Raw genomic sequence first — 24,453 nt, 5'->3', positions numbered from 1 at the left:
AAGGGACACATCGTGTTTCGCAATATCGGACCGACCGAGATCATCGTCATCGTGGTGATCCTCGTGCTCATCTTCGGCGCCGCCAAACTCCCCAACATCGCCCGCAACGTCGGCAAGTCGATGAAGGTGATGAAGGAGGAGATCAAGGACCTGCGGGAGGACGACAAGCAGGACTCCTCCACGAGCGGTGCTCAGGACGCCCCCACCAACGACGCCCCGACGAGCGAGAAGCCACCGTCGCAGCCGTCGGATCAGTCCTCGGCGCGGCCGACGGACTGGCCCCCGCGAAACTCCTGACATGGGCGGCATCCGCCGGGGGTCGGCGTGGTAGCCCTCCCGCGACGCCGGAACCCCAATTCACGCCGCAACAACCCCGAGGGCCGCATGGCCCTCGGGGATCATCTTCGCGAGTTGCGCACACGTGTGCTCATCTCGGCGGTGGCGATCGTCGTCGGCGCTATCGGCGCGTGGTTCCTGTACGACCCGGTGTTCGCTCTGCTGCAACAGCCGGTGGAGCAGATCATCGGGGGCGGTGCGCAGACCCAGTTGAACTTCACCACCACCACGGGGGCGTTCGACACCAAGGTGCGCGTCACGATCATCCTCGGGACGTTCCTCGCCTGCCCGGTCTGGCTGTATGAGATCTGGGCGTTCCTGGCCCCCGGGCTGACACGCAAGGAGAAGTGGGGAGGCGCCGCCTTCGTCCTCACCGGCATCCCGCTGTTCCTCGGCGGGGCCTACGTGGCGTGGCTCGTGCTTCCCGCGGCAGTGAGGATCCTCACCGATGTGACCCCGGATGGTGTGTGGAACCTGCTGAGCGCGAACGAGTACCTGATGTTCGTGATGCAGCTCATGCTGATCTTCGGCATCGCGTTCCTCCTCCCACTGATCATGGTCGCGCTCACCGCCCTCGGCCTCGTGCGCTCCCGCACCTGGGCGAAGGGGTGGCGGTGGGCGGTCGTGGTGATCTTCGTGTTCGCCGCCGTGGCGACCCCCTCGCCCGACGTCGCCTCGATGATCTTCATGGCTGTGCCGATGCTCGGGCTGTACGGCCTGGCGCTCCTCATCAGCCTGATCCTGGACCGCCGCCGCGACAAGCGGATCGCGGCCGAGGAGGCGGAACTCGGCATCGCCGACTGAGGACGCGGTGATCACCTCGCCGTTCCGGCGCCGGGCGGTGCGAGAATCGCCCGGTGCCGGAAGTCGAACTCACCACCCTGCTCCTGCTGATCCTGGCCGGGTTCGCTGCCGGCTGGATCGACGCCGTCGTGGGCGGCGGGGGCCTCATCCAGTTGCCAGCGCTCGTCCTCACGCCGGGCGTGAGCACCGTGGAGGCGTTGGCCACGAACAAACTGGCGTCGATCATGGGCACCTCGGTCAGTTCGGTGACCTTCTACCGTCGGGTCCACCCGGACCTCACCACCGCCGCACCCGCGGCACTGGCGGCGCTCGCCGGGGCTTTCGGGGGCGCGAGCCTCGCGCCCCTCATCCCCGCCGAGGTCCTGCAACCGGTCATCGTGGTGGCGCTCGTGCTCGTGCTGGTGCTCGTGGTCGCGAGGCCGCAGTTGGGGGCGACGACGCAGCTGCGGTGGGAGGGGAACCGGCACCGCTGGGTGGCCGCCGGGATCGGCCTGGTGATCGGTGCCTACGACGGGCTCCTTGGCCCCGGCACGGGAACGTTCCTCGTGCTCGCGCTGGTCGGGGTGCTCGGCTACGCGTTCCTGCCGGCCTCAGCGATCGCGAAGATCATCAACTTCGCCACCAACCTCGGCGCGCTGCTCTTCTTCATCCCGCACGGCTCGGTGCTGTGGGGTCTCGGCCTGATCGTGGGGACCGCGAACCTCCTCGGGGGCTACCTGGGTGCCCGGATGGCGGTGGCGCGCGGCAGCGGCTTCGTGCGCATCATCCTCGTGGTGGTGGTCTCCGCGCTCATCGTGCGGATGGTGTGGGGCCTGGTGTCCTGAGGGCCCACACCATCCGCGGGTGCCCGCGAGGCCTCAGCCCAGGGGGCGCAGTGCCAGCACGACTCCGCTGGTGGCGCTGCCCGTCATCGACCAGGTGATCGTCGTGACGCCAGGATGATCGTGGGCCAGGTGTGCCTGGGCGATGCTGTTCTCCCCGCGCTGTGCCCACGCCGTGGTCCACGGGGCGAGCGCGGCGGGTGCGGTGGTGCTCCCAACCACCGACGCTGAGGAGACCAGGAGCCCACCGGGCGGGGCGGGCGGAGCCTCGAGCGTGAGGGTGCTCCCATCCGAGGCGATCGCCACCGGGGCGCCGACCAGGGGGTCGGTCGGTGACACGCCCCGGTAGGCCGTGACACCCGCGACCCACGCCGTCTCGACGTCCGTGTCGAACACGACCCGGGCGCGGTTCACGTCCGCCCGGGTGGCCACCTTCATCAGCGAGACCGATCGGCCCACCGGTGCTGCGCCGTCGCTCATCTCCCCCTCGGCCAGCACCTGCCAACCGTCCAGGCGCCCGAACAACTGCGCGGCCGGGTCGTCCAGGGTCACGCTCGCGATCATCACATCGCCCAGGGCGAGGCCGCCCGGTGTGTCCATGCGGACCACGCTGTTGCCGCGCACGTGGCGGTTGCTGGAGGAGGAGACGACCTCCACCGCGGTGGCCACCGGGAGCGAGACGGAGATCTCACGCGAGGTGCTGGTGGAGCCACCCTCATTGCTCACCGTGAGCGTCACCGGGTAGGTGCCCGCCCGGGAATAGGTGTGCTGCGGGCTCTGCTGGGTGCTCGTGGTGCCGTCCCCGAAGTCCCAGTGCCAGGACGTGGGGTCCGGCGCGGAGGTGTCGTGGAACTGCACCACCGCACCCTCGATCACCTCCTCGAAGGAGGCGACCGGCGCCGCCGCGGCAATGGTCACCTGGCGCTGCGCCGTGTCGACCGCGGCACCCTGCCGGTAGACCGACAGGGTGATCGTGTAGGTCCCCGGCTCGGTGTAGGTGTGCGCGGTGTGCTGGTCGGTCGAGGTCGCGCCATCCCCGAAGTCCCACAGCCACGCCGCGGGGTCCCCGCGCGAGATGTCCGCCACGCTCACCGTGGTGCGCTCCACATGGCTGCGGAAGGCCGCCTCGAGCGGACTGGCGGGCTCCTGGCCTCCGGTCTGGCCGAGGACGGCGTTGCCGCTCCAGTACAGCCCGGCCGGGTCGTCCGAGGCGAGCGCCACGAGGTCCGTGCCCACCGGGATCGTCTGCTTGGGCAGGGTCACGTTGTTGAGCGACCCGCGTTGACCGTTGCGTAGGAGGAGTTCGCTCTCGCCGAAGGAGAGACTTCCCAACGGTGCGCTGCGCGCCACGATCACGCCGGGAACGCCGCTCCACGGGCAGGCGCCATCCGCGGCGGTGACGGCGACAACCCACCGTGGGCCGTCCTCGTCCACGGCGATCTGCGGACGGGTCACGCACTCCGAGGCTGTGAACACCCCGCCGGTGCGCCAGGAACCGTCCGGCTCCCGGACCGCCGCCATGATCTCCGGTTCCGCGCCCCGTGCGAGGCTGGTCTTGAACGCGGCGTACACCCGAGGATCGCCGGGCGCAGAACGCAGGCTGATGTGGTCATCGGCCAGCAAGGACATCCTCGGCGTCACCGCGACCGGATCACCCCACTCGGCCACGGGGTCGGCATCGAACCTCGAGGCGAACCACATCTGCTCGTCCGCCTCGTCGCTCCACATCACCCCGATCTGGTCATCGAAGGCGACGATGCTGGCCACATCGTCGGCGTCCAGGTCTGCGGCATGACTGTCCGGCACGATCGCGTGCGGCGCGAAGGTCCCGTCCGGACGTTGGTGGCTGTAGCGCACCATCCATTCCCAGGTCCACGTGGCCCAGACCCGGCCCAGGGAGTCCACCGCGATCGTCAGCGACTCGGTGGAGTCGTCCATGATCCGCGAGCGGCCGGTGAGGGTGAACTCCTCCCGCTCGCCGGCCTGGAAGGTCAGGAGGTATGCGGGATTCCCGGGCTGCGTCGTCGCGCTCGACGGCGCCACCACATGCGTGGCGATCCGCAAGGTCTGCCCGTCCCAGTGCACATCGGCTCGTGCGTTCTCCCGGGTGTCGACCAGGGCATCCGTGCTCACCCACCCCGATGCGTCGTGCCGGAAGATCTCCCACGCCCCGCTCGCCTCGTTGTACAGCACCGCGTACCAGAGGTCGTCGTGTACCCAGGTCTTGCTCTGCTGTTTGTCCGCGGTCGGCGCCGTCACCGAGGAGTAGGAGGGACCGGCGGCCCCGGCACTCCCGGTCCACGCGGTCGCCGGTGCCGGCGCAAGCATGGCCAGGGGCACCGCCACCAGCGCCGAGGTGATGGCAGCAGTCAGTCGTCCACGTGTCATGTTTCCCCCGTTGGCTCCCGGCCGCCCCCGCGACCGGGAGTAGTCTGGCAGCATCCCGCCGCCGGAGGGCAACCCGAGATTGTCCGAGGCGTGACCGCACCGGCGCGCCAGGCTGCACCCGGTTCTATACTCACGACGACCCGCCCCCGCACTACGGATTGATCTCGTGTCGCTCATCGTCAGCAAGTTCGGCGGCTCGTCGGTCTCCGACGCCGCCAGCATCAACCGCGTCGCCGACCGCATCGTCGCCATGAAGACCCAGGGCCACGACGTGGTCGTGGTCGTCTCCGCCATGGGTGACACCACCGACGAGCTCATCGACCTCGCCGAGCAGGTGGTGGGCAGCAGCGAGCCGCCGCAGCGGGAGATGGACATCCTGCTCACCGCCGGCGAGCGCATCTCGATGGCGCTGCTGGCGATGGCGATCGACTCCCGCGGCGTGCCCGCGCAGGCCTTCACCGGGCAGCAGGCCGGGCTGATCACCGACGCCTCGCACGGCAACGCCCGCATCATCGACGTGACCCCCGGGCGCATCACCGAGTGCCTCGGCACCGGCTCGGTCGCGATCGTGGCCGGCTTCCAGGGCGTGAACCCGGACGCGAACGACGTCACCACCCTGGGCCGAGGCGGCTCCGACACCACCGCGGTGGCGCTCGCCGCGGGCCTGGGCGCGGATGTCTGCGAGATCTACACCGACGTGGACGGCGTGTTCACCGCCGACCCGCGGATCGTGCCCACGGCGCGGCGGATCGAGCGCATCACGAGCGACGAGATGCTGGAGATGGCCGCCCACGGCGCCAAGATCCTGCACCTGCGCAGCGTGGAGTACGCGCGCCGCTTCGGCGTGGAGATCCACGTCCGCTCCTCCTTCTCGATGAAGGAGGGCACCCACGTCATCACCCCGAGCGAGGAAGAGGAAGGCGAGATGGAAGCCCCGATCATCTCCGGCGTCGCACACGACCGCAGTCAGGCGAAGGTCACCTGCGTCGGTGTGCCCGACGTGCCCGGCGCCGCGGCGCGGCTGTTCGAGACCGTGGCAGGCGCCGGCGTGAACATCGACATGATCGTGCAGAACGTCTCGGTGGCCGCCACCGGCAAGACCGACATCTCCTTCACCCTGCCGGCCAGCGACGTCGCCCTCGTGCGGGCGGCGCTGTCGCTGCTGGCGGACGAGCTGGGGTACGACGACGTGCTCTACCAGGACGACATCGGCAAGCTCTCCCTGGTGGGGGCGGGCATGCGCTCGCACCCCGGGGTCTCGGCGAAGCTGTTCGGTTCGCTGCGCGACGCCGGCGTCAACATCGAGATGATCTCGACCTCCGAGATCCGGATCTCGGTGGTGACCGCCGCGGACCAGCTCGACACCGCCGTGCGCGCCGTGCACACGGCGTTCGGGCTGGACGCCGCCGAGGTGGAAGCCGTGGTCTACGGAGGGAGCGGACGATGAGCGAGTCAGGTCTGACGATCGCGGTGGTGGGCGCCACCGGGCAGGTCGGCGGCGTGATGCGCACGCTGCTCGCGGAGCGCGACTTCCCCGCCGCGCGGGTGCGGTTCTTCTCCTCCGCGCGGTCGGCGGGCACCACCCTGCCCTTCCGCGGGCAGGACATCGTGGTGGAGGACGCCGCCGCGGCGAGCGTGGCGGACCTGCGCGGCATCGACATCGCGCTGTTCTCCGCCGGTGGTGCGACCTCAAAGGCCCTCGCGCCGCGGTTCGCCGAGGCCGGCGCCGTGGTGGTGGACAACTCCTCCGCCTGGCGGCGCGACCCCGAGGTACCGCTGGTCGTCTCCGAGGTGAACCCCGAGGCGGCGCGGGTGCGCCCGAAGGGCATCATCGCGAACCCGAACTGCACCACGATGGCGATCATGCCGATCCTGCGGGTGCTCGACGGCGAGGCCGGGCTGGAGCGACTGAAGGTCGCCACCTACCAGGCCGTCTCGGGCGGTGGACTCGCCGGGGTGCGCGAGCTCGGCTCCCAGGTGCGGGCGCTGAACGAGGCCGGAGCGGAGATCGAGTCGCTCACCTACGCGGGCGACGCGGTGGACTTCCCCGCGCCCTCGCTCTACCCCGAGCCGATCGCGTTCAACGTGCTGGCCCTGGCCGGCTCGTTCGTGGACGACGGCACGGGGGAGACCGACGAGGAGCAGAAGCTGCGGAACGAGTCGCGCAAGATCCTCGGGCTGCCGGACCTGCTGGTCGCGGGCACCTGCGTGCGGGTGCCGGTCTTCACCGGGCACTCCCTCGCGGTGCACGCGGAGTTCGCCCGGGATATCACCCCGGAGCGGGCGCGGGAGCTGCTCGCGACGGCGCCCGGTGTGGCGCTGGAGGATGTGCCGACGCCGCTGAAGGCCGCCGGGGTGGACCCCACGTTCGTGGGTCGCATCCGCGCCGACCAGTCCGCGCCGGAGGGCAAGGGCCTGGTGTTCTTCGCGTCCAACGACAACCTGCGCAAGGGCGCGGCCCTCAACACCGTGCAGATCGCGGAGCTCTTGGTCGACGAACTCGCCTAACCCCGCTCGTCTCCATCTCCGCGAGGCATCCCTGAACCCTTCGCGAGGTAGTTCTGCGACCACCGCGAGGTAGTTCTGCAGGCGCCTCGTGGTACCTGCAGAACCACCTCGCGGAGGGTGGGTCAGTGGGCGGCGACGGCGGTGGCCATGGCCGCCACGGCCTCCCGCATCAAGGGGCGCGGCAGCGCGAGGTTGAACCGCACGAAGCCGGGGGCGCCGCAGCCGGCGCCGTCCTGGAGCGCGACCCCGGCGGAGCGGAAGAAGGCTCCCAGGTCCGCCGGTAGCGCCTGCCCGGAGGTGCCACCGACCACCTCACGCAGGTCCACCCACGCCAGGTAGGTCCCCTCGGGCGGCGTGTGCCGAGTCCCGGGGATCGCGGCCACGGCCTCGGCGAACGCCGCGCGGTTCCCGGTGAGGTACGCCACCGCACCGACGCGCCAGGGCTCCCCGTCCCGGTAGGCGGCGGCGTTCGCGATCGCCCCGATCGTCGCCGGCTCCAGGCCGGCGAACGTCTCCGGGCGGCGAAGCGCGGCCAGCAGCTCGGGGTCGGCCGCCACGATCTGTGCGCACTTCAGCCCGGGTAGGTTCCAGGTCTTCGACGCCGAGAGGGCCGTGATCGTGTGGCGCGCCGTGGCCTCATTCAGGCTCGCGTACGGCAGGTGCGTGGCGTCGTCGTAGGTGAGCGGGGCGTGGATCTCGTCGGAGAACAACACCGCGCCCGTGCGCTCGACCACCTCGGCGATCTCGAGCATCTCCTCGCGCCCCAGCACCCGGCCGACCGGGTTCCACGGGTTGCACAGCACCAGGACCGGCCGCACCCCGGTCTCCGAGCGCGCCCGGGTCAGGGCGTCCTCGAGTGCGGCGGGGTCGTGCCGCCACACGCCCTCCTCGTCCTGCGTGCCGGCCACCTGGAGCACCGGGTGACCCACCTGCTCGGGGCGAAACAGGAAGGGCATGTAGGCGGGGGTGGTGACCACCGCGGCGCTGCCGGGGCCGGCCACGTGGTCCAGGGTGACCCGCAGGGCCGTCAGCACGTCCGGCACGAGGAACACCTGGTCCTCGGTCACCTCCCACCCGGTCGTGCGGCGGTACCAGGCGGCGCACTCCGCCTTGGTGTCGGCGACGACGGCGGGTGGCAGGTACCCCAGGCGGGGAGCGGTGACGGCCTCCTGCAGGGCGTCCGCCACGGGCGCGGCGAGCGGGAAGTCCATCTCCGCGACCCAGGCGCCGATGGTGTCGGGGAACGCCGTCCACTTCATCGAGCCGCGGGCGCGGAGCTCGGCCGCGGTCAGCGCGTCGACGGCGGCGGCGTCGAAGGCGGCGGCGTCGAAGGCGGAGTCGGGCGTGGTGGCGGGGGACTGGGACGCGGTGGTGACGGGGGTGGTGCTCACCCGGCCACCCTAAGGCCGCCCCCGGGCAGGAGACGTCGCCCAGAGCCGAGCGTTGCTGACCGTCTCACATCGGATCGCCCCTGGGGTGACTGTCCGCGGTAGCAGATTGCGCCATGTCACGACGCAGATTGTCGAGGCTGACGTGCACGCCATCGTCGGCGGCGATCGCCTCACGGCATGCGGTGGCGTCCCCACCGATGCCATAGGCTCGCATGACGTAGGCCAGGTCGGCGCAGTGCAGCGCATCGGCGGGAGTGCCATTGAAGTCGTGGAGGTTTCGTTGAGACAGTGGAGTTGCGTGGTCGCCTTGAGCGCCCTCGGTGGTCTGCTGACCGCCGGGTGCTCCGCACCGGAGGAGGATGCTTCGGACGGGAGTCCAGGAGTTGGCGAGGTAGCCACTCCCACGGCGACGGAGGCCGGGGCGTGGGATGTGTCCTCCTGGGAGCCGACGGTGAGCATTGTGGCCCCCTCGATGACAGAGGATGAACGCCTGAGTGAGCGGGAGGAGTACCTGCGCTCATTGGCGGAGCAGTTCGAGTTGGACGCGCCACCGCAGGTGGAGCTGGTCCGGTGGACGATGGGCCCCGCCGATGACTCCCAGGCGATGGCTGCGTGCTACACCGAGGCGGGCTTCGCCGCGGAGGTGACACCGGACAACGGGATCGCCTTCGTCAACGGAGGAGTCCCTGAGTCGCAGGAGGCTGCGCTGAATCTGGCGAACTACACGTGCGCGGCGCAGTTTACCCTGGACCCGATCTACCGTCAGGAGTGGTCGGCTGACCAGCTCGGACTGCTCTATGACTACTGGGATCAGTACTTTCTGCCGTGCATGGACGCGCACGGTCACATGATTGATCGGTCCGATCAACCCTCACGCGAGGTGTATGTCTCCTCGTTCCACACTTCTGAGCGAACCGACTGGTGGCCCTCGGATGTGCTGTCGAGCCTTCCGCAGGAGGAAGCTGTCCAGTTGGGTGAGGACTGCCCGGCCTACCCGCCGGCTGAAGTCTTCTACGGGTCATGAGATCCGGTGCCCTTCGCTTGGTGGCGACGGCATTCGTTGTTGTTGTCCTGTGCGCGGGTGCGTTCTGGGCAGGGCGAGTCACGCTGCGGCCACCGGCCGAGTCGCCCCAAGCGTCGCCGTCGTCCGCGATCGTGGAGGTCGTAGAGCAGGAACTGGGACGAGTGTTGACGATGACCACGACGGTCACCCGCACGCCAAGTCCCCTGGCGCAGAACGCCCTCGTCGGCGTTGTCACGGCCTTGGGCGCGGACGGCGAGCACAGTGCAGGGTCGGTGCTGTACCGCGTGGGTGAGACACCGGTGGTCCTGATCGCCGGGGAAACTCCGTTCTGGCGCGACCTGGGCCAGGGCAGTCGCGGACAGGATGTTCGAGCCGTCCAGGAGTTCCTTGGCGCGGTGGGATTCGACATCGCAGCCGACGGAGTCTGGGGCGCCGGCACCACCGAGGCGGTGAAGGACTGGCAGGAGCAGATTGCGGCACCTGCCACGGGTTCCCTTCCCCTGGGGACCCTCGTCACCGTCCCGCAGGTCCCCGCGCAGATCATCATCGACCGCGAGAAGATCTGGCCCGGCGCCACGCTCAGCGGCGGTGAAGTTGTGCTCCTGACCGCCTCAGGAGAGCCGACCTTCGAGATGGAGGTGACGACCAGCCAAGCCGAACTGGCACCGGTGGGGACCTCAGTACATCTGGAAGCAGGGGACGTGACCTGGCAGGCAGTCATAGCCGAGGCATTGCCCAACGATTCCGGAGGGGTCTCCCTGAGGCTGGCGTCGCCGGAAGGGGCCACCGTGTGTGGGCAGGAGTGCGACGCGCTACCCGCCGGTATCGAGAACTACCTCCTGACTCAGGTGGAAGTCGTCGCTCCGCAACGCGGGCCTGTCGTGCCGGTCTCCGCGCTTCGCACCTCGATGGGAGGAGACACTAACGTCACCGTAGTCACGGCCGAGGGCGAGCAAGAACGCCGTGTCGAGGTGCTCGCCATCGCCGATGGACTCGCCGTCGTCTCGGGCCTTTCAGCAGGTGAGCAGATACGGGTCTTCGCCGACGAAGCCCCGGGTGAGATCACGCCGGATCCGGGTGATACCGACCCCACCCCCACCTCCGAGAAGGGGCCGCCCTCCCCGACCTCCGACACCGCTCAGGGCGGGGAATCGAGCACCGCCCCATGATGGCGCCCGAGCACGGGCAAGTCGGTGACCCCGCCTCTCGGGCCCCCGGCGTCACGATCGCCGTGCAAGACCTGCGATTCACCTATGGACCCACCACCGAGGAACTCTTCGATGGCCTGACTCACTCCTTCGCTCCGGGCCGAATCACCGCTCTGACCGGCCCCTCCGGGCGGGGGAAGTCCACCCTGCTCTATGTCCTCGGCCTGATGCTCACTCCCACGAGCGGAAGGGTGATCATCGACGGGGAGTCCGCATCCGACCTCAAGGACCACCGACGCTCGCGCCTGCGAGCACACCGCCTGGGATTCATCTTCCAAGACTCCGAACTGGACGCGGAACGCGCGATCCTCGACTCGGTCATCGAACCCGGCCTCTACGCCGGTGGCAGTCCCCGCGACCTGCGCGAGCGCGCGTACGACCTCCTGGCGACATTCGGCCTCCACCACCGTGCCACCCACCGACCAGGCCAGATCTCCGGTGGGCAAGCCCAGCGAGTTGCAGTCTGTCGAGCACTCGTGAACGAACCCAGCATCGTCCTTGCCGATGAACCCACGGGAAACCTCGACCCGGACAACTCCTCCCTGGTCATCGACGCCCTCCGTCACGCAGCCGAGCAGGGCCGAACCATCCTCATCGCCACCCACGACCCTGCCGTCGTTGAACGCGCCGATGAGGTGCTGAGCCTGTGAGACCCAGCGCCTTGCTCCGGGAAGCCCTCACAGCCGCGTGGGCATCCCGCATCCCCACCCTGTTGGTCTCCCTGGTTGTGGCCGGAATGACGTTCGCCGCACTTTTCACCGTGGGTCGTCAAGCAGCCCAAGAAGCTCAACTCCTCCAGGAACTCGCAGGGTCCAGTGCCCGCACCCTGACGGTGACCGTCTCACGAACTCCGGGCCAGATCCCCTACTCCAGCGTCCCGCTCCTTCAAGAACTCCATCACGCCGAGTCAGTCATCGCCACTGACCTACCGATCGACGCGGTCAACGGCGCGCTGGGCGAAGGCAGCAGCATTGCCGTCACCACCGTCCATGGCGACCTGGATCAAGGGATCCGCCTCATCGAAGGTCGCCTGCCCGGGCCCGGCGAGGTCATCATCCCCGCCAGCAGCGTGCAGAGGCTCAACCTGGACCTGCCAGCCGGCTACCTCCAATCAGCCGAGGGTGCGCAGTGGAGCATCGTCGGGGCCTTCACCGCACAAGAGCCCTACGAGCACCTCGACGCCATGGCGCTCAGCGCCCCCGAGGCTGATTCCAGCACCCTGGACGGGTCATCTCTCCACCAAGTCAGGATCCTCGCCGACTCCACCCACCAGGTCAGAGCAGTCCAGGCAGCCACCCTTGCCATCATCGGGGCCGACCCCACCAGCATCCAGGTCGACTCCGCCGCCGCAGCCGCAGACACCACGCAACGCGTCACCGACCAGTTCGCAGGTTTCGGGCGATCTCTCCTTCTCCTGATACTCGGCGCCGGTGCGTTCTTCGTCGCGATCGTCGTCCTCGCCGACGTCCTCATACGACGCCGTGACCTCGGACGCCGCCGCACACTGGGCATCACCCGATCAGAACTCATCGCGCTCGTCGCACTCAGAACCACCGCTCCCGCACTCAGCGGAGCAGTCCTCGGAACCCTGATCGCACAGCTCACCCTCTCCGCCCAGAACCACACCGCACCATGGGAGTTCAGCGCCGCCACCGCACTCCTGGCCACGCTCACCGCCACGATAGCCAGCCTCACCCCCGCCACCTACGCCGCGCACCGAGACCCCGTCGCCATCATGCGCACCGCCTGACGACATCCCTGGGGCGCTTCACCTCGGCCGATTGACCCCGTCAAACGGGGACGTCTCAGCCCAGCGCCCGCTCCACGAACGCCAGCCGGGCGCGCATCTGCGCCACCCGCTCGTCGTCGGCGTAGGAGCCGTGCCCGGCGCCGAACTCATACGTCTCCACCATCGGCGCGTCCTCCCGGGCGCGTAGCGCGGTCAGGTAGGTGCGGATCTGCCGGATCGGGCAGCGCGGGTCGTTCTCCCCGGCCAGCACGAGCAGGGGAGCGCTCACCTGGTCCACGTAGGTCAGCGGTGAGCTGATCCGGTAGGCCTCGGGCACCTCCTGCGGCGACCCGCCGAACAGCGCCCGGTCGAACGCCTTCAGCTGCTCCATCTCGTCCTCGTAGGCCGCCACGTAGTCCGCGACCGGGACATCGGCCACGCCGACGGCCCAGCGTCCGGGCTGCGTCCCCAGGCCCAGCAGCGTGAGGTAGCCGCCCCAGGAGGCGCCGACCAGCGCCGAGCGCGCCGGGTCCACCACGCCCCGCGCCACCAGGTCGTCGTGCACGGCCGCGATGTCGTCGAGCTCGGTGAACCCGACCTTCTCCTCCAGGGCGTCCCGCCAGGCGGCGCCGTACCCGGTGGAGCCGCGGTAGTTCACCGTGAGCACGGCATACCCGGCGTCCACCCAGGCCGCCAGGTCCGGGGCGAAGGAGTCCGATTCGTGCCAGGTGGGGCCGCCGTGCACCTCCACCACCACCGGCAGCGGCTCGCTGACCCCCGCCGGTCGGCGCAGCAGGGCGTGGATCCGCCCGCCGGGCCCCTCGGTCCAGACATCCTCGGCGATCACGGACGACGGCGCAGGCTCGCCCGGGGCGGCCACGACCACCTCGCCTGTGCTCGCCTCGAGCACGGTGCGCGGCTGGGCGGCGGAGCTCCAGCCGAGCCACACCGCACCGTCGGGCCGCGCTGTCGCGCCGCTGACGGTGCCGTCGTCGGGGCCGAGGGCCTCCAGGGCGTCACCGGACGCAGCGAGGCGGTAGATCCGGGTGCGAGCCGCGTGATCGACGGCCACGAGGATCCCGGTGGCGTCGCAGGTCCAGTCCGCATCGGCGACCTCGCCCTCGACGCCGAGCGCACCCAGGTCGATCTCGCGCACCTCGCCGGTCGCCACGTCCCAGATCGCCAGCTCGCTCGTGCCGCGGCGCTCGTGCACCACGAGGAGGCGGGCGTCGCCCGGGACGGGGGCGAAGCCGCAGGCCGCGAGGCCCTTGCCCTCACCGTCGTGCAGGTCCGCGACGACGTCCCCGAAGGCGCGCGCGCCCCCTGGCGACTCCGCACCGCGCAGCCCAGTCGCGAGCACCCGCAGGGAGGGGTGGCGGGAGTCGCCGTGCTCGGAGTGCTCGATCACCAGCAGGGTGCCGTCCTCGCTGAGGGAGGCGACCGAGGCGCTCTCGGCGTGGGAGTACGCGAGGCGAGCGGCGCCGTCGTGCACGCCGTCGATCGCCACATGCACCCGGCTGCCGTCGTCGTCGCTGGAGCCCACCGCGATGACGGCGGGTGCGCCCGGCACACCACCCGCGGTCGTCATCAGCAGGCCCGCGGAGTAGGCCGCGGGCAGGTCGAGCGGGGTGTCCAGGCCCTCACCGGGCGCGGCGCCCCACGGCTGGCGACGCCAGACGCCGAACTCGTCCCCCGCGTCGTCGTCGAACCACCACACGTGGGCGCCGTCCGGGGTGAGGGTGGCGTCCATGGTGCCGCTGGGGCGGTTCGTCAGCGGCATCAACGTCCCGGTGGGCACGTCCAGGCTGTGGATCTGCCGGACGCCCTCGTGGACGGTGACGGCCACCGCGCGCTGCGGGGCGTGACTCGCCCAGTCGGGGAGGGAGACGGTCGCGGCGCGGAAGCGCCGCTCCCACCGCGGGGTCTCCTCGCTCGGCGAGGTGTGGTCGGTCTCGTGGGCAGCAGTCTCGGACACGGCCTCAGCCTAGGGCCGGTCCGCGCGGTCGCGATCGCGGACTCACTCCCGGAAACGGGAGGAGCGGCGCATCCGCACCAGCAGGGCCACCACGGCCCCGACGATCGCGACGGCGATCAGCGCGATCACCCAGGCGGGAAGGTCGGTGACGTCCGGGGCCGCCGCGTCGTCGGAATCGGAGGCGGTGTCCGTGGATTCCTCGCTCGAGGTGCTCGCCTCGGTGGCCGACGGCGTAGCCACGGTGGTCTGCTCGCTCGCCTCGGGGGTGCCCGCTTCGGTGGAGCCTGCCTCGGTGGTGGGCTCCTGGGCGCTGGCCGACGCGTCCGGGAGGTCCATCGCGAACGGGATCTCGCCGTCGATCGGGTGCCCGTCGGAGGAGGTCACCCGCCAGGTGATGAGGTAGTCCCCGGAGGGGGCGTCCGCGGCGATCGGGACCCTCACGTCCCGCCCGGAGATCTTCGGCTCGCCCGCCACGTCCCCGCTCGGGCCGACGATCTCGATCGCGGTGCCGATCTCCTGGATCTCCCCGGTGAAGGTGAGCACCGCGGTCCCGGGGTTCTGGGTGAGCACGTCGCCGTCGGTGGGGGAGGAGCCCACGAGGGAGTCGTGGGCGTGGGCCGGCACGGTGACCGGGCCCGCGACGAGGAGGACCAGGGCGGTCGCCAGCGCGGCGGTCAGCCGCCGCAGGCTCCGGGTGGGTAGGGCGGCACGGTTCGTGAGCGAGGACACCCCTCCATGGTATGGACGTCCCAGGACTGCTCGGCGCCGAGGTGGAATGCTGGAAGCATGGCGGATCTGGCGGCGCTCTTCCCCGGGAAGCAGTTCATCTCCACGGTGCTGGAGGCGTTGGAGACCAAGACCGCGATGAGCGGGGACCTCGCGCGCCGCTACCTGATGCGCGCGCTCATGGCCGGGCTCATCATCGGCCTGATGTACGTGGCCTACTTCTCCGTGCTGGCCGCGTTCTCCTCCGCCGACGGCGATGTGGGCGCCCTGGTGGACATCGGCCGCATCGTCGGCTCGCTGGTGTTCGGGTGGGCCCTGGTGTTCATCTACTACTCCAAGTCCGAGCTGCTCACCTCGAACATGATGATCATCACGATCGGGGCGTACTACAAACAGACCACCTGGTCGAAGTCCCTGCGGATCCTGGGCCTGTGCTACCTGGGCAACCTGCTCGGCGGCCTGCTGATCGCCGTCCTGCTGCGCTTCTCCACCCTCGCCGACGGCGAGGTCGGCACCCAGATGGAGCACGCCGTCGAGCACAAGATCTCCTACCTCGGCGAGGGGGCGGCCGGGTGGGGCGACCTGTTCGTGCGCGCCATCCTGTGCAACTTCATGATCAACCTGGCGATGCTGCTGGTCTACAACGGCCTCATCAAGGACGACCTCACCAAGTCCCTGGTGATGATCGTCTCGGTGTTCATCTTCGCCTTCCTCGGCTTCGAGCACTCCGTGGCCAATACGGTGCTGTTCTCGATCATCGGGCTGCAGGGTGGGCTGGAGATCCTGCCGGCCCTCGGGAACATCGCGATCGCGCTGCTGGGCAACTTCGTGGGCGGCGGGCTGCTGATCGGCCTGTACTACGCCTACGTCAACGACCAGCGGCGCTACGACCCGGAGACCGGTCGCCGCCTGCCGGGCCGCCGGCGCGGCTGACGGCGCCGCCTGGGGCCGGCGCAGTCAGCGGGGTGGGTGAGGACATCGCCGTCTCAGCACTCCACCACGTTCACCGCGAGGCCGCCCAACGCCGTCTCCTTGTACTTCTCGCTCATGTCCTCCCCGGTGCGCCGCATCGTCTCGATGACGGTGTCCAGGGAGACCCGGTGGGTGCCGTCGCCCCGCATCGCCATGCGCGCCGCGTTGATCGCCTTGCCGGCGGCGATCGCGTTGCGCTCGATGCACGGGATCTGCACCAGACCCCCCACGGGGTCGCAGGTGAGCCCGAGGTTGTGCTCCATGGCGATCTCGGCGGCGTTCTCCACCTGCTCGGGGGTGCCACCGAGGATCGCCGCCAGTGCCCCGGCGGCCATGGAGGACGCCGAGCCGACCTCTCCCTGGCAGCCCACCTCCGCGCCGGAGATGGAGGCGCGGGTCTTGTACAGGGCGCCGATCGCCGCGGCCGTCAGCAGGAAGGGCACCGCGATGTCGTCGCGATCCGAACTGCGCCCCACCCGGGTGTAGTGCTCGGCGTAGTACAGCACCGCGGGGATGATCCCGGCGGCCCCGTTCGTGGGAGCGGTGACCACGCGGCCGCCCGCCGCGTTCTCCTCGTTCACCGCCAGCGCCACCAGGTTCACCCACTCCTGCGCGAACTCGCCGGAGCGTTCCGGGTCCTCCTCCTGCAACCGCTCGTGCCAGGAGGGCGCCCGACGGCGCACGCGCAGGCCTCCCGGTAACTCGCCCGGGTGGGAGATCCCGGCGGCGATGCACTCATCCATGGCGTCGCGGATGGCGAGGATCTCCGCCCGCACGTCACGGCTCGGGTGACGGGATATCTCGTTGCGCCAGGTCACCTCGGCGATGCCGAGATGCTCCCGCGCGCACAACGCCAACAACTCCGCTGCGCTGGAGTAGGCCAGCGGGAGTGTCGTCTCCTCCTCCTGGGTGGTCTCGTCGTCGCGCACCACGAACCCGCCGCCGACCGAGTAGTAGGTGCGCTCGAGGAGCACCTCGCCCTGGGAGAGCGCGCGCAGGGTGAGCGCGTTCGTGTGCCGGGGGCGCAGGGTGCGCGGCGACATCACGATGTCCCGGGAGCACAGCGCGACCTCGGTGCCGCCGGGAAGGCGCACGTGTTCGGTCTCCTCGATGCGGGCCAGTCGCTCGGCGAGCTCTGGGGCGCGGATCTCCTCCGGGCGGCAGCCCTCCAGGCCCACCAGCACGGCCGGCAGCGTGCCGTGGCCGATGCCTGTGGCGGCCAGCGACCCGCACAGTTCCACGCGTAGGGCGTCCACCCGGGCGCAGTCCGCGCCGAGCTCGTCGACGAACTGCGCGGCGGCGCGCATCGGCCCGACGGTGTGCGAACTCGACGGCCCGATCCCGATGCGGAACAGGTCGAGCACACTGGGCAGTGTGACCACGTGGAACTCCTCGCTGCCGGCACCCCGCAGGGTGGAGGGTTCCTCCCGCTCTGTCGCTGATACCTGAGAGATTCACCCTGCCGCCTGCGGCGACGGGGCTTGCCCCTTCGGTGGGCGCCCCCGTTGGCGCCGCTCTCCAGAGTGACCAGCCGTCCCGGTTGTGGTGCCTGAGAGGTTCCGAGAGGGTTTGCTCCTACGGCAGCCGCGGTGCGGCGTTCTCCCGGGACGGGTTTGTCGGTCCTATGACGTTGTCGTCCCAGTATCGCCCCGGCGCAGGTCGCGAGGGAAGGGCCGCCGTCGCGACCGGCTCGTGCCTCGCCGGGCGCTCCGGCTCCCAGCATCCTGTCTCCGACACAGCGAAGGCCCGCTCGGCTGACGCCGGCGGGCCTTTCCCTGAGTCGGGGTGACAGGATTTGAACCTGCGACCTCTTCGTCCCGAACGAAGCGCGCTACCAAGCTGCGCCACACCCCGAGTGGCCCGTGTGGGCCGCGGACCAGACTAACCCCTCACGGCGAGAAACTCGAATCGTCGGTGCCCGTGGTGGCGTGCGAGCGCGAGAAGGTGACTCATGACGAGGGCACGAGGTCCAGGAGCGTGGCCTCCGGGCGGCACGCAAACCGCACCGGGGCGTACGGCGAGGTGCCGAGGCCCGCGCTGACATGCAGCCACATGCCGTCCTCGCTCCCGGGCTCGTCCGGGCGGCCACCGGGCCAGCCGGAGAGTCCCTTCGCGCGAGCGGTGTCCAGGTCGCAGTTCGTCACGAGTGCCCCGTACCCGGGGAGCGCCAGCTGGCCGCCGTGGGTGTGCCCGGCCAGCACCAGCGAGGCGCCGTCCACGAACATGGCCTGCAGGATCCGCTGGTAGGGCGCATGTGTCACCCCGAGGCGTACGGCGCCCCGCGGTAGCGGCGCGCGGGCGGGAAAGACGTCCCGGTCCAGATGAGGGTCGTCCACGCCCACCAGGTCGAAGTGGGAGTCCTTCACGACCAGCGCGTCACGGCGATTGGTGAGGTCCCGCCAGCCGGCGTCGGTCATCGCGGAGGCCAGGTGCTCGGTCGGCAACCGACGTGAGGGGTCCTCCATCAGGTCGGGCCGGTCGATCTGTTCGCTCTGCGGCACCGCATCCGCATCGCGGGGATCCGCACGCAGATAGCGCGCCCAGCTCTTCGGTTCGGGCGCGAGGTAGTCGTTCGAGCCCATGACGAACGCACCGGGGTGGGCGAGCAGCGGCTCGATGGCGCGCAGCACGGTGGGCAGGGCGTCGCGATGCGCCATGTTGTCGCCCGTGTTGACCACCAGGTCCGGGTTCCAGGAGTCCAGGTCCCGCACGAAGGCGACCTTGTCGCGCTGGGTGGGTGTGAGGTGCAGGTCGGAGATGTGCAGCATCCGCAGCGGTTCGCTCCCGGGCTGGAGCACCGGCACCCGGGCGCGCCGCACGGTGTACCAGCGTGCCTCGATCAGCGACCACGCGGCGGCGGCTCCCGCCAGCGCCACGGCGCCCGCCGTCGCGGCCGCCAACCGTCCCGTGCCGGAGCCTCTCGAGCCCGGGGGGACCGCGTCAGTCATCGCCGTCGCCGTCGCCGTCCCCGCCGCCGTCATCGTCCCCGCCGTCGTCGTCGCCACCCTCGTCCTCGCTGGGCTCGGGCTCGGGCTCGGGCTCGGGCGCCGGAGCGGGACCGGCGCTCGGGTAGATCGTGATCGTCGAGTTCCGGGTGGAGATGCCGCTGGGCGAGTACGCCTCGACGAGCCCCACGGGCATCGATCCGTACCTGTTGCTCCCGATCTGCACCCGGAAGCCGGCCTGCTCGAGGATGGCGGTCGCGTTCGCGAGGTTCTTGCCTCGCACGTTCGGCACCGGCAGTTCCTCCCCGTAGACCTGCTCGCGGTCCGCCTCGGCAAAGCCCTGCGCGGGCTCGCCCGCGAGCGCCTGGCTCATGTAGGACGCCCAGATCGGTGCCGGCAGGCGACCGCCGTAGACCTGGGAGTAGAAGATGCCGTTGATCACGGTGTTGAACATGCTGATATTGCCCTCGCTGTGCCCCACCCACACCGCGGTGGACAACTGCGGGGTGTAGCCGACGAACCAGGCGTGCATGTCGTCGTTCGCGGTCCCGGTCTTTCCCCCCACGGGGCGGTCGATCTGGGCGGCCGCACCGGTGGCGCCGGGGGAGACCACCTCCTGCAGGGCGTAGTTGACGCCTGCCGTGATCTCCTCGGACAGGGCCCGCTCGCACTGCGGCTCGGGAACCTCGATCTCGTTCCCGTCGCGGTCCTGGATCGCGGTGATCGCACGCGGCTCGCAGTAGACGCCCTCGTTCGCGTAGGTCGCGAACGCCGCGGCCATGGTCAGCGGGGCGATGGTGTTGGATCCCAGCACCATCGAGGGGACCGCGAGGATGTCCTCGCCCGCCTGCTCCTCGTACAGGGCCCGCGCCGGGCTGCCCTCGGGCAGCAGGTCGGGGTTGATCGTGCCGGTACCCACGTGCACGCCCATCTTCGAGGTCGTCTCGCGCAGGTCGCACAGGTCCATCTGGTTCTCCATGTACGCGTAGGCGGTGTTCACCGACTGCCGCGTGGCCTCCAGGACCGTCATGTTCGAGCCGCCCGCGCCCTCGAGGTTCTTCGGCTCGTAGTCGCTCGCGGAGCTCGGCGAGCAGGAGATGTTCCAGCTCTCGAACGGGAAGGTCTGCCCGTTGGTGGCGTCCACCGTCTCGGCGAGCGAGTGCCCGTCGATGAGCCACTGCGTCAGGACGAACGCCTTGAAGGTAGAACCCGTCTGGAAACCGTCACCGCCCCCGTAGGCGCGGTCCACGTTGAAGTTCACGGTGGTGGCGCGCGGGTCCTCCTCCGTCGCCTCGCCGTAGGTGGTGTTCTGCACCATGGCCTCGACGTTCCCGGTGCCGGGCTCCACCGAGCTGATGGCACCCGAGACGCCGTACACACCCGAGACCGAGGAGTTGTAGGTCGGGTCGTTCGTGGGGATCTGGGAGACCAGCGACTCATAGGCCTGACGCTGCCGCTCCAGGTCGATCGTGGTGGTGATCGTCAGACCACCGCGCTGCAGGGCCTGACGTGATTCCTCCTCGGTCTCCCCGAGGTAGCCGTCGTTCACCAGCGACGCGGTCACGTACTGGCAGAAGTAGGCGCTGATCCCGGCGGTGGCGCACCCCTGGGTCGTGCGGGTCACATCCAGCATGTCCGCCACCGGCGTGTTGATCGCCTCGTCGTACTCAGCGTCGGTGATGTAGCCCTGATCGTGCATCTGGGTGAGCACGGTGTCGCGACGGTTGGTCGCCGTCGTGTATTCCTCGTCGCTCGCACGCGTCGGGTCGTACAGGGTGGGGCTCTTCGTGACCCCGGCGATCAGCGCGGCCTCGCCGGCGTTCAACTCAGCGGCGGACTTGTTGAAGTAGTAGTTCGCCGCGGTCTCCACCCCGAAGGTGCCCACGGCGAACTGGGCAATATTGAGGTAGCCCTCGAGGATCTGGTCCTTGGAGTACTCCTTCTCCAGGGAGATCGCGAGTTTCATCTCCCGCAACTTGCGGTTGATGCCCTCGGCGCCGTCCGCCTCCTGGGCGGCCTCGATGGCCTCCTCGTCGCCGGTCTGGCGGCCCTCCTCGATCAGCACGTTCTTGATGTACTGCTGGGTCAGGGTCGAGGCGCCCTGGGTGTCGCCCTGAAGGGTGCGGAACAGCGCGCGCATGAGGCCCTGGGTGTCCACACCGGCGTGGTCGTAGAACCGCTCGTCCTCCGTGGCGATCACCGCCGCCTGCATCATCGGCGAGATCTCCTCCAGCGGCACGACCACGCGGTTCTCGCTGTAGAACGTCGCCAGGGTGCTGCCGTCAGCGGCGAGGATCACCGAACGCTCCGAGGGAGGTGCGATCTCGACCTCGGTGGGCAGGTCGTCGAACAACTGCTGGGCGGCCCCGGAGACGCTTCCCACGGCGGCCACAGCCGGCATCAGCAGGCCCGCGGTCAGTACGCCGCCGGTGACGGCGAGCAGCAGGAAGGCGAGCAGCAGCGCCAGGGCCTGGAAGACGTTCACCTCATGGCGACGGGTCGGGCGTGGCGATTCCATTGTTCAAGACTACGGGCGGACCCTGACAACAACGGCGCTGGGGAGGGCCGCAGGTGTGGGGATTGTGTGAGAGCAGCCCTGGAAGGGGTGCTGCGCGCCCCACTAGGCTCGGACCATGACGACCTGGGAGTACGCCACGATCCCGTTGATCGTGCACAGCACCAAGCAGATCCTCGACCAGTGGGGCGCCGACGGGTGGGAGCTCGTCCAGGTGGTCCCCGGACCCGGTGGCAACGGCCTCGTGGCCTATCTCAAGCGCCCCTCCGGGGAGCGGTGATGGGCGCCGAGTCCACGCCCTCGCTGCGCCTGGCCGAGCTCGGCCTCGCCCTGCCGCCGGTCGCCGCCCCCGTGGCCGCGTACGTCCCCGCCGTCAGCGCCGGTGACCTCATCTACTCCTCGGGTCAGTTGCCGCTGCGCGACGGCGCGCTCCTGGCCACCGGGAAGGTCGGCACCGGAGCGAGCCTCGTCCCGCCCGAGGACGCGGCGCTCCTGGCGCGCACCGCTGGCCTGAACGCGCTCGCGGCCATCGCCGCGCAGGCCGGTGGTCTGGACGCCATCGCGGAGATCGTCAAGACCGTGGTGTTCGTGGCCTCCGATCCCGCCTTCACCGGTCAGCCGGCGGTGGCCAATGGAGCGAGCGAACTGTTCGGTGCGGTCTTCGGCACCCCGCATGCCCGCTCCGCGGTGGGCGTGAGCGTGCTCCCCCTGGACTCCCCGGTCGAGGTCGAGGTCATTGCCAGGAGGCGCTGAGGGGCTCTCTCAGCGGGACCGTCGCTCCAGTCGCTGGATGTCCAGCAGGATCACCGCGCGCCCGTCCACCTGGATCCAGCCACGGCTGGAGAACTCCGCCAGCGACTTGTTCACCGTCTCGCGCGAGGCGCCCACGAGTTGAGCCAGTTCCTCCTGCGTGAGGTCGTGGGCCACGCGGATCCCGGCGCCGGCCGGGCGGCCGAATCGCTGGGCGAGGTCCAGGAGGGCCTTGGCCACGCGACCGGGCACGTCGGAGAAGACCAGATCCGCCAGTGCCGTGTTGGTCTTGCGCAGCCGCTGCGCCAGGGAGCGCAGCAACTGGTGGGCCAGCGCGGGGTGGGAGTCCAGCAGTCGCACGAACTGACTGTGCTCCAACTCCAGGAACGTGGAGGGCGCCAGCACGGTCGCCGTGGCCGTCCGGGGACCCGGGTCGTACACGGACAGTTCGCCGACGATCTCACCCGGTCCCAGGACGGCCAGCAGGCTCTCGCGTCCGTCCGGGGCGGTGTGCCCGAGCTTCACCTTTCCCGCCGTGATGACCCAGAAGCGGTCACCCGGCTCGTTCTCCCGGAACAGGATCTCCCCGCGGCGCACGTTGGTGGTGACCATGTGCCCGCGCACCACGCGGAACGTCTCCTCGTCGAGATCGGCGAACAGCGGTACGGTGCGGACGACTTCCTCGGACACAGTGGCTACCTCCCTTTGTCGGTGGAGCAAGTGTGCCACCTCACATCACTCGGCGTGGGTACGGTGACGAGGTGACACCTGACCACTCCCCGTCCGCCCACGTCCTGGGGCGGGGCCCGGCGCCGGTGAGCGCCATGATGCGCGCGCTGGCGGAGGCCTACCCCGACGCGCACTGCGAGTTGGACTTCACCTCGCCGTACGAGTTGCTGGTGGCCACCGTGTTGTCCGCGCAGACCACGGACGTCCGAGTCAACCAGGTCACCCCGGAGCTCTTCCGGCGCTACCCGGATGCCGCGGCGCTCGCAGGGGCGAGAGAGGCGGACCTCCAGGAGATCCTGCGCCCGCTCGGGTTCTTCCGTGCCAAGTCGCGTTCGCTGCTCGGCCTCGGTGCGGCCTTGGCTCAGCGCGACGGCGTGGTGCCGGCAGATCTCCAGGCCCTGGTCTCCCTGCCGGGGGTCGGGCGCAAGACCGCGAACGTGGTGCTCGGGAACGCGTTCGGTGTCCCCGGGATCACGGTCGACACCCACGTGGGCCGGCTCGCCCGCCGCTTCGGGTGGACCACACAGCAGGATGCGGTCAAGGTCGAGCGTGACCTCACCGCGCTCCTCCCGCGCGAGGAGTGGGTGGTCACCTGCCACCGCTTGATCTGGCACGGGCGCCGGGTCTGCCACGCGCGCCGCCCGGCCTGTGCCGAGTGCCCGGTGCGGGACCTGTGCCCGTCCGCTGCGACCTCGGCCCCCGCGTGAGGGCCTGAGCGAGGGCGGGCTGCGTTCTCAGTCGAGGGATCGCAGCAGGCCGAGTACCTGGCGGGTGACGGCGTCGGGCGCCTCCTCGGGCAGGAAGTGCCCCGCCCCGGCGATCAGGTGCTGGGCGTACTCCCCGGCCACGTACTGGGAGTCGTGGCGCCGGGAGGCGGGGGCCAGCGCCCGGTCGGCGGTGCCGTGCAGCGCCAGCACCGGCACCCGCACGGGAGCCTTCAGCTCCGCCAGGAGGCGCCTGCCGGCAGGCCGGGAGGAGGAGCGCACCTGCCAGCGGGCCTGCTCCAGGATGTGGTGGGCCGCCGCCGGCAGCCGCGCGGCGTCGACGTAGTGGTCCACGGCGTCGCACTCCCACCCGGGTGCGCCCCACGCCGTCAACAGGGCCGGGACCCAGTCGCGGCGCAGCCGCTGCTCGGGGAACCAGGGCACCTGGGCGAACGCCAACGCCGCAAGGGTGCCCACGGGCACCACCCGGCGCGAGCGCAACCCGATCGGGTGCGGGGCGGAGAGCACCCCGATCGCGCGCACCTGGTCGGGGAACAGCGCGGGGAGGGCCCAGGCGATCTGGCCGCCGTACCCGTGACCGATGACCACCGCCTGGCTGTGCCCCAGGGCGCGGATCACCCCGGCCACGTCGTCCGCGAGGGAGAAGGTGTCATGGCCCCGGGGTGGGCGGTCGGAGAGGCCGAACCCGCGCAGGTCCATGGCGACCACCCGATAGCCCGCGGCTGCCACCGCCGGGATCTGATGACGCCAGGCGTACCAGGTCTGCGGGAACCCGTGCAGGAGCAGGACCAGGGGAGCGTCCGCGTCGCCCGCCTGGGCAACATGGAACCGGCACCCGTTCGCGGCCACGAACCGGTGCTCCCACTCGCCGGGGACCTGCAGGGACAAGGAATCGACACTCACCCGG

The 24,453-nt window shown here is 70.4% G+C and carries 22 protein-coding genes, 1 tRNA gene and 2 riboswitches; of the genes, 13 read left to right on the top strand and 10 right to left on the bottom strand.

The annotated features are described in order from the left end of the window. The first annotated feature begins 12 nt into the window (after positions 1-12). From tatA to ATL40_RS11710, 3 genes are all read left to right on the top strand, one after another. Positions 13-297, top strand: coding sequence for a Sec-independent protein translocase subunit TatA (gene tatA, locus ATL40_RS11720; RefSeq protein WP_245867053.1), 285 nt, complete (start codon positions 13-15; stop codon positions 295-297). Between the two features lie 87 nt (positions 298-384). Continuing rightward, complete coding sequence (tatC, locus tag ATL40_RS11715; protein WP_098469691.1) at positions 385-1,140, top strand: twin-arginine translocase subunit TatC; 756 nt, start codon at positions 385-387, stop codon at positions 1,138-1,140. 53 nt (positions 1,141-1,193) lie between these two features. Next, complete coding sequence (locus ATL40_RS11710; RefSeq protein ID WP_098469690.1) at positions 1,194-1,964, top strand: TSUP family transporter; 771 nt, start codon at positions 1,194-1,196, stop codon at positions 1,962-1,964. Between the two features lie 33 nt (positions 1,965-1,997). Here the strand turns inward: ATL40_RS11710 and ATL40_RS15480 are convergent, their stop codons facing one another. Then, positions 1,998-4,349 (bottom strand): PKD domain-containing protein, encoded by a 2,352-nt coding sequence (locus ATL40_RS15480; RefSeq protein ID WP_098469689.1) that lies wholly within the window; start codon positions 4,347-4,349, stop codon positions 1,998-2,000. 166 nt (positions 4,350-4,515) lie between these two features. Here ATL40_RS15480 and ATL40_RS11700 point away from each other — a divergent pair, with 166 nt between their 5' ends. Then, positions 4,516-5,796, top strand: coding sequence for an aspartate kinase (locus ATL40_RS11700; RefSeq protein WP_098469688.1), 1,281 nt, complete (start codon positions 4,516-4,518; stop codon positions 5,794-5,796). Continuing rightward, a complete protein-coding gene (locus ATL40_RS11695; RefSeq protein WP_098469687.1) occupies positions 5,793-6,857 on the top strand; it encodes an aspartate-semialdehyde dehydrogenase in 1,065 nt (354 codons plus the stop codon). Before ATL40_RS11700 ends, ATL40_RS11695 begins: the two co-directional genes overlap by 4 nt. Positions 6,858-6,979: 122 nt before the next feature. Here ATL40_RS11695 and ATL40_RS11690 read toward each other — a convergent pair whose 3' ends face one another. Then, entirely contained in the window at positions 6,980-8,248 is a 1,269-nt protein-coding gene (locus ATL40_RS11690; RefSeq protein WP_211283116.1) for a MalY/PatB family protein, read from the bottom strand. Between the two features lie 142 nt (positions 8,249-8,390). On the opposite strand from ATL40_RS11690, the gene ATL40_RS11685 reads away from it, so the two are divergent. The 4 genes from ATL40_RS11685 (at position 8,391) to ATL40_RS11670 (ending at position 12,230) form a co-directional block, all read left to right on the top strand. Beyond that, entirely contained in the window at positions 8,391-9,272 is an 882-nt protein-coding gene (locus ATL40_RS11685) for a hypothetical protein (RefSeq protein ID WP_143556965.1), read from the top strand. A gap of 170 nt (positions 9,273-9,442) precedes the next feature. Then, positions 9,443-10,441 (top strand): peptidoglycan-binding domain-containing protein, encoded by a 999-nt coding sequence (locus ATL40_RS11680; RefSeq protein WP_169925963.1) that lies wholly within the window; start codon positions 9,443-9,445, stop codon positions 10,439-10,441. A 62-nt stretch (positions 10,442-10,503) separates the two neighbouring features. Then, positions 10,504-11,130, top strand: coding sequence for an ABC transporter ATP-binding protein (locus ATL40_RS11675; RefSeq protein WP_245867046.1), 627 nt, complete (start codon positions 10,504-10,506; stop codon positions 11,128-11,130). A gap of 182 nt (positions 11,131-11,312) precedes the next feature. Then, complete coding sequence (locus tag ATL40_RS11670; protein ID WP_245867043.1) at positions 11,313-12,230, top strand: FtsX-like permease family protein; 918 nt, start codon at positions 11,313-11,315, stop codon at positions 12,228-12,230. 55 nt (positions 12,231-12,285) lie between these two features. On the opposite strand, the gene ATL40_RS11665 is transcribed toward ATL40_RS11670, so the two are convergent. Together ATL40_RS11665 and ATL40_RS15080 are read right to left on the bottom strand one after the other, a co-directional pair. Beyond that, the gene (locus ATL40_RS11665; protein ID WP_098469683.1) at positions 12,286-14,184 is read right to left on the bottom strand and encodes a S9 family peptidase; all 1,899 of its coding nucleotides are present in this window, start codon (positions 14,182-14,184) and stop codon (positions 12,286-12,288) included. Between the two features lie 42 nt (positions 14,185-14,226). After that, a complete protein-coding gene (locus ATL40_RS15080) occupies positions 14,227-14,913 on the bottom strand; it encodes a copper resistance CopC family protein (protein WP_169925961.1) in 687 nt (228 codons plus the stop codon). Between the two features lie 57 nt (positions 14,914-14,970). Between ATL40_RS15080 and ATL40_RS11655 the strand changes: the two genes are divergently transcribed. Then, on the top strand, positions 14,971-15,843 hold the full coding sequence (locus ATL40_RS11655) for a formate/nitrite transporter family protein (RefSeq protein ID WP_098469682.1): 873 nt from the start codon (positions 14,971-14,973) through the stop codon (positions 15,841-15,843). Between the two features lie 53 nt (positions 15,844-15,896). Here the strand turns inward: ATL40_RS11655 and ATL40_RS11650 are convergent, their stop codons facing one another. From ATL40_RS11650 to ATL40_RS11635, 4 genes are all read right to left on the bottom strand, one after another. Then, on the bottom strand, positions 15,897-17,255 hold the full coding sequence (locus ATL40_RS11650; protein ID WP_211283181.1) for an L-serine ammonia-lyase: 1,359 nt from the start codon (positions 17,253-17,255) through the stop codon (positions 15,897-15,899). Between the two features lie 52 nt (positions 17,256-17,307). Beyond that, positions 17,308-17,409: riboswitch (glycine riboswitch) on the bottom strand. Next, positions 17,410-17,497, bottom strand: a riboswitch (glycine riboswitch). A 165-nt stretch (positions 17,498-17,662) separates the two neighbouring features. Continuing rightward, positions 17,663-17,736: transfer RNA gene (locus tag ATL40_RS11645), tRNA-Pro, on the bottom strand. Between the two features lie 95 nt (positions 17,737-17,831). Next, the gene (locus ATL40_RS11640; protein ID WP_098470464.1) at positions 17,832-18,830 is read right to left on the bottom strand and encodes a metallophosphoesterase; all 999 of its coding nucleotides are present in this window, start codon (positions 18,828-18,830) and stop codon (positions 17,832-17,834) included. Further along, complete coding sequence (locus ATL40_RS11635) at positions 18,823-21,345, bottom strand: penicillin-binding protein (protein WP_098469680.1); 2,523 nt, start codon at positions 21,343-21,345, stop codon at positions 18,823-18,825. The genes ATL40_RS11640 and ATL40_RS11635 overlap by 8 nt, the downstream gene beginning before the upstream one ends. Before the next feature lie 115 nt (positions 21,346-21,460). Between ATL40_RS11635 and sp36 the strand changes: the two genes are divergently transcribed. Together sp36 and ATL40_RS11625 are read left to right on the top strand one after the other, a co-directional pair. Beyond that, complete coding sequence (sp36, locus tag ATL40_RS11630) at positions 21,461-21,622, top strand: Sp36 family protein (RefSeq protein WP_098469679.1); 162 nt, start codon at positions 21,461-21,463, stop codon at positions 21,620-21,622. After that, positions 21,622-22,095 carry a RidA family protein gene (locus ATL40_RS11625; RefSeq protein WP_098469678.1) on the top strand — a complete coding sequence of 158 codons (474 nt, stop codon included), beginning with the start codon at positions 21,622-21,624 and terminating at the stop codon, positions 22,093-22,095. The genes sp36 and ATL40_RS11625 overlap by 1 nt, the downstream gene beginning before the upstream one ends. A 9-nt stretch (positions 22,096-22,104) precedes the next feature. On the opposite strand, the gene ATL40_RS11620 is transcribed toward ATL40_RS11625, so the two are convergent. Beyond that, positions 22,105-22,782 (bottom strand): Crp/Fnr family transcriptional regulator, encoded by a 678-nt coding sequence (locus ATL40_RS11620; RefSeq protein WP_245867042.1) that lies wholly within the window; start codon positions 22,780-22,782, stop codon positions 22,105-22,107. A 134-nt stretch (positions 22,783-22,916) separates the two neighbouring features. Between ATL40_RS11620 and nth the strand changes: the two genes are divergently transcribed. Continuing rightward, complete coding sequence (nth, locus tag ATL40_RS11615; protein ID WP_098469677.1) at positions 22,917-23,528, top strand: endonuclease III; 612 nt, start codon at positions 22,917-22,919, stop codon at positions 23,526-23,528. Positions 23,529-23,555: 27 nt separating this feature from the next. Here the strand turns inward: nth and ATL40_RS11610 are convergent, their stop codons facing one another. Beyond that, on the bottom strand, positions 23,556-24,449 hold the full coding sequence (locus ATL40_RS11610; protein WP_098469676.1) for an alpha/beta fold hydrolase: 894 nt from the start codon (positions 24,447-24,449) through the stop codon (positions 23,556-23,558). Positions 24,450-24,453: the final 4 nt, after the last annotated feature.

Origin of the sequence: Serinibacter salmoneus, from assembly GCF_002563925.1 — a bacterium.
GTDB classification, from domain to species: Bacteria; Actinomycetota; Actinomycetes; order Actinomycetales; family Beutenbergiaceae; genus Serinibacter; species Serinibacter salmoneus.
Note: the sequence above shows the minus strand (reverse complement) of the source record. Positions and strands in the feature narration are given on the sequence as shown.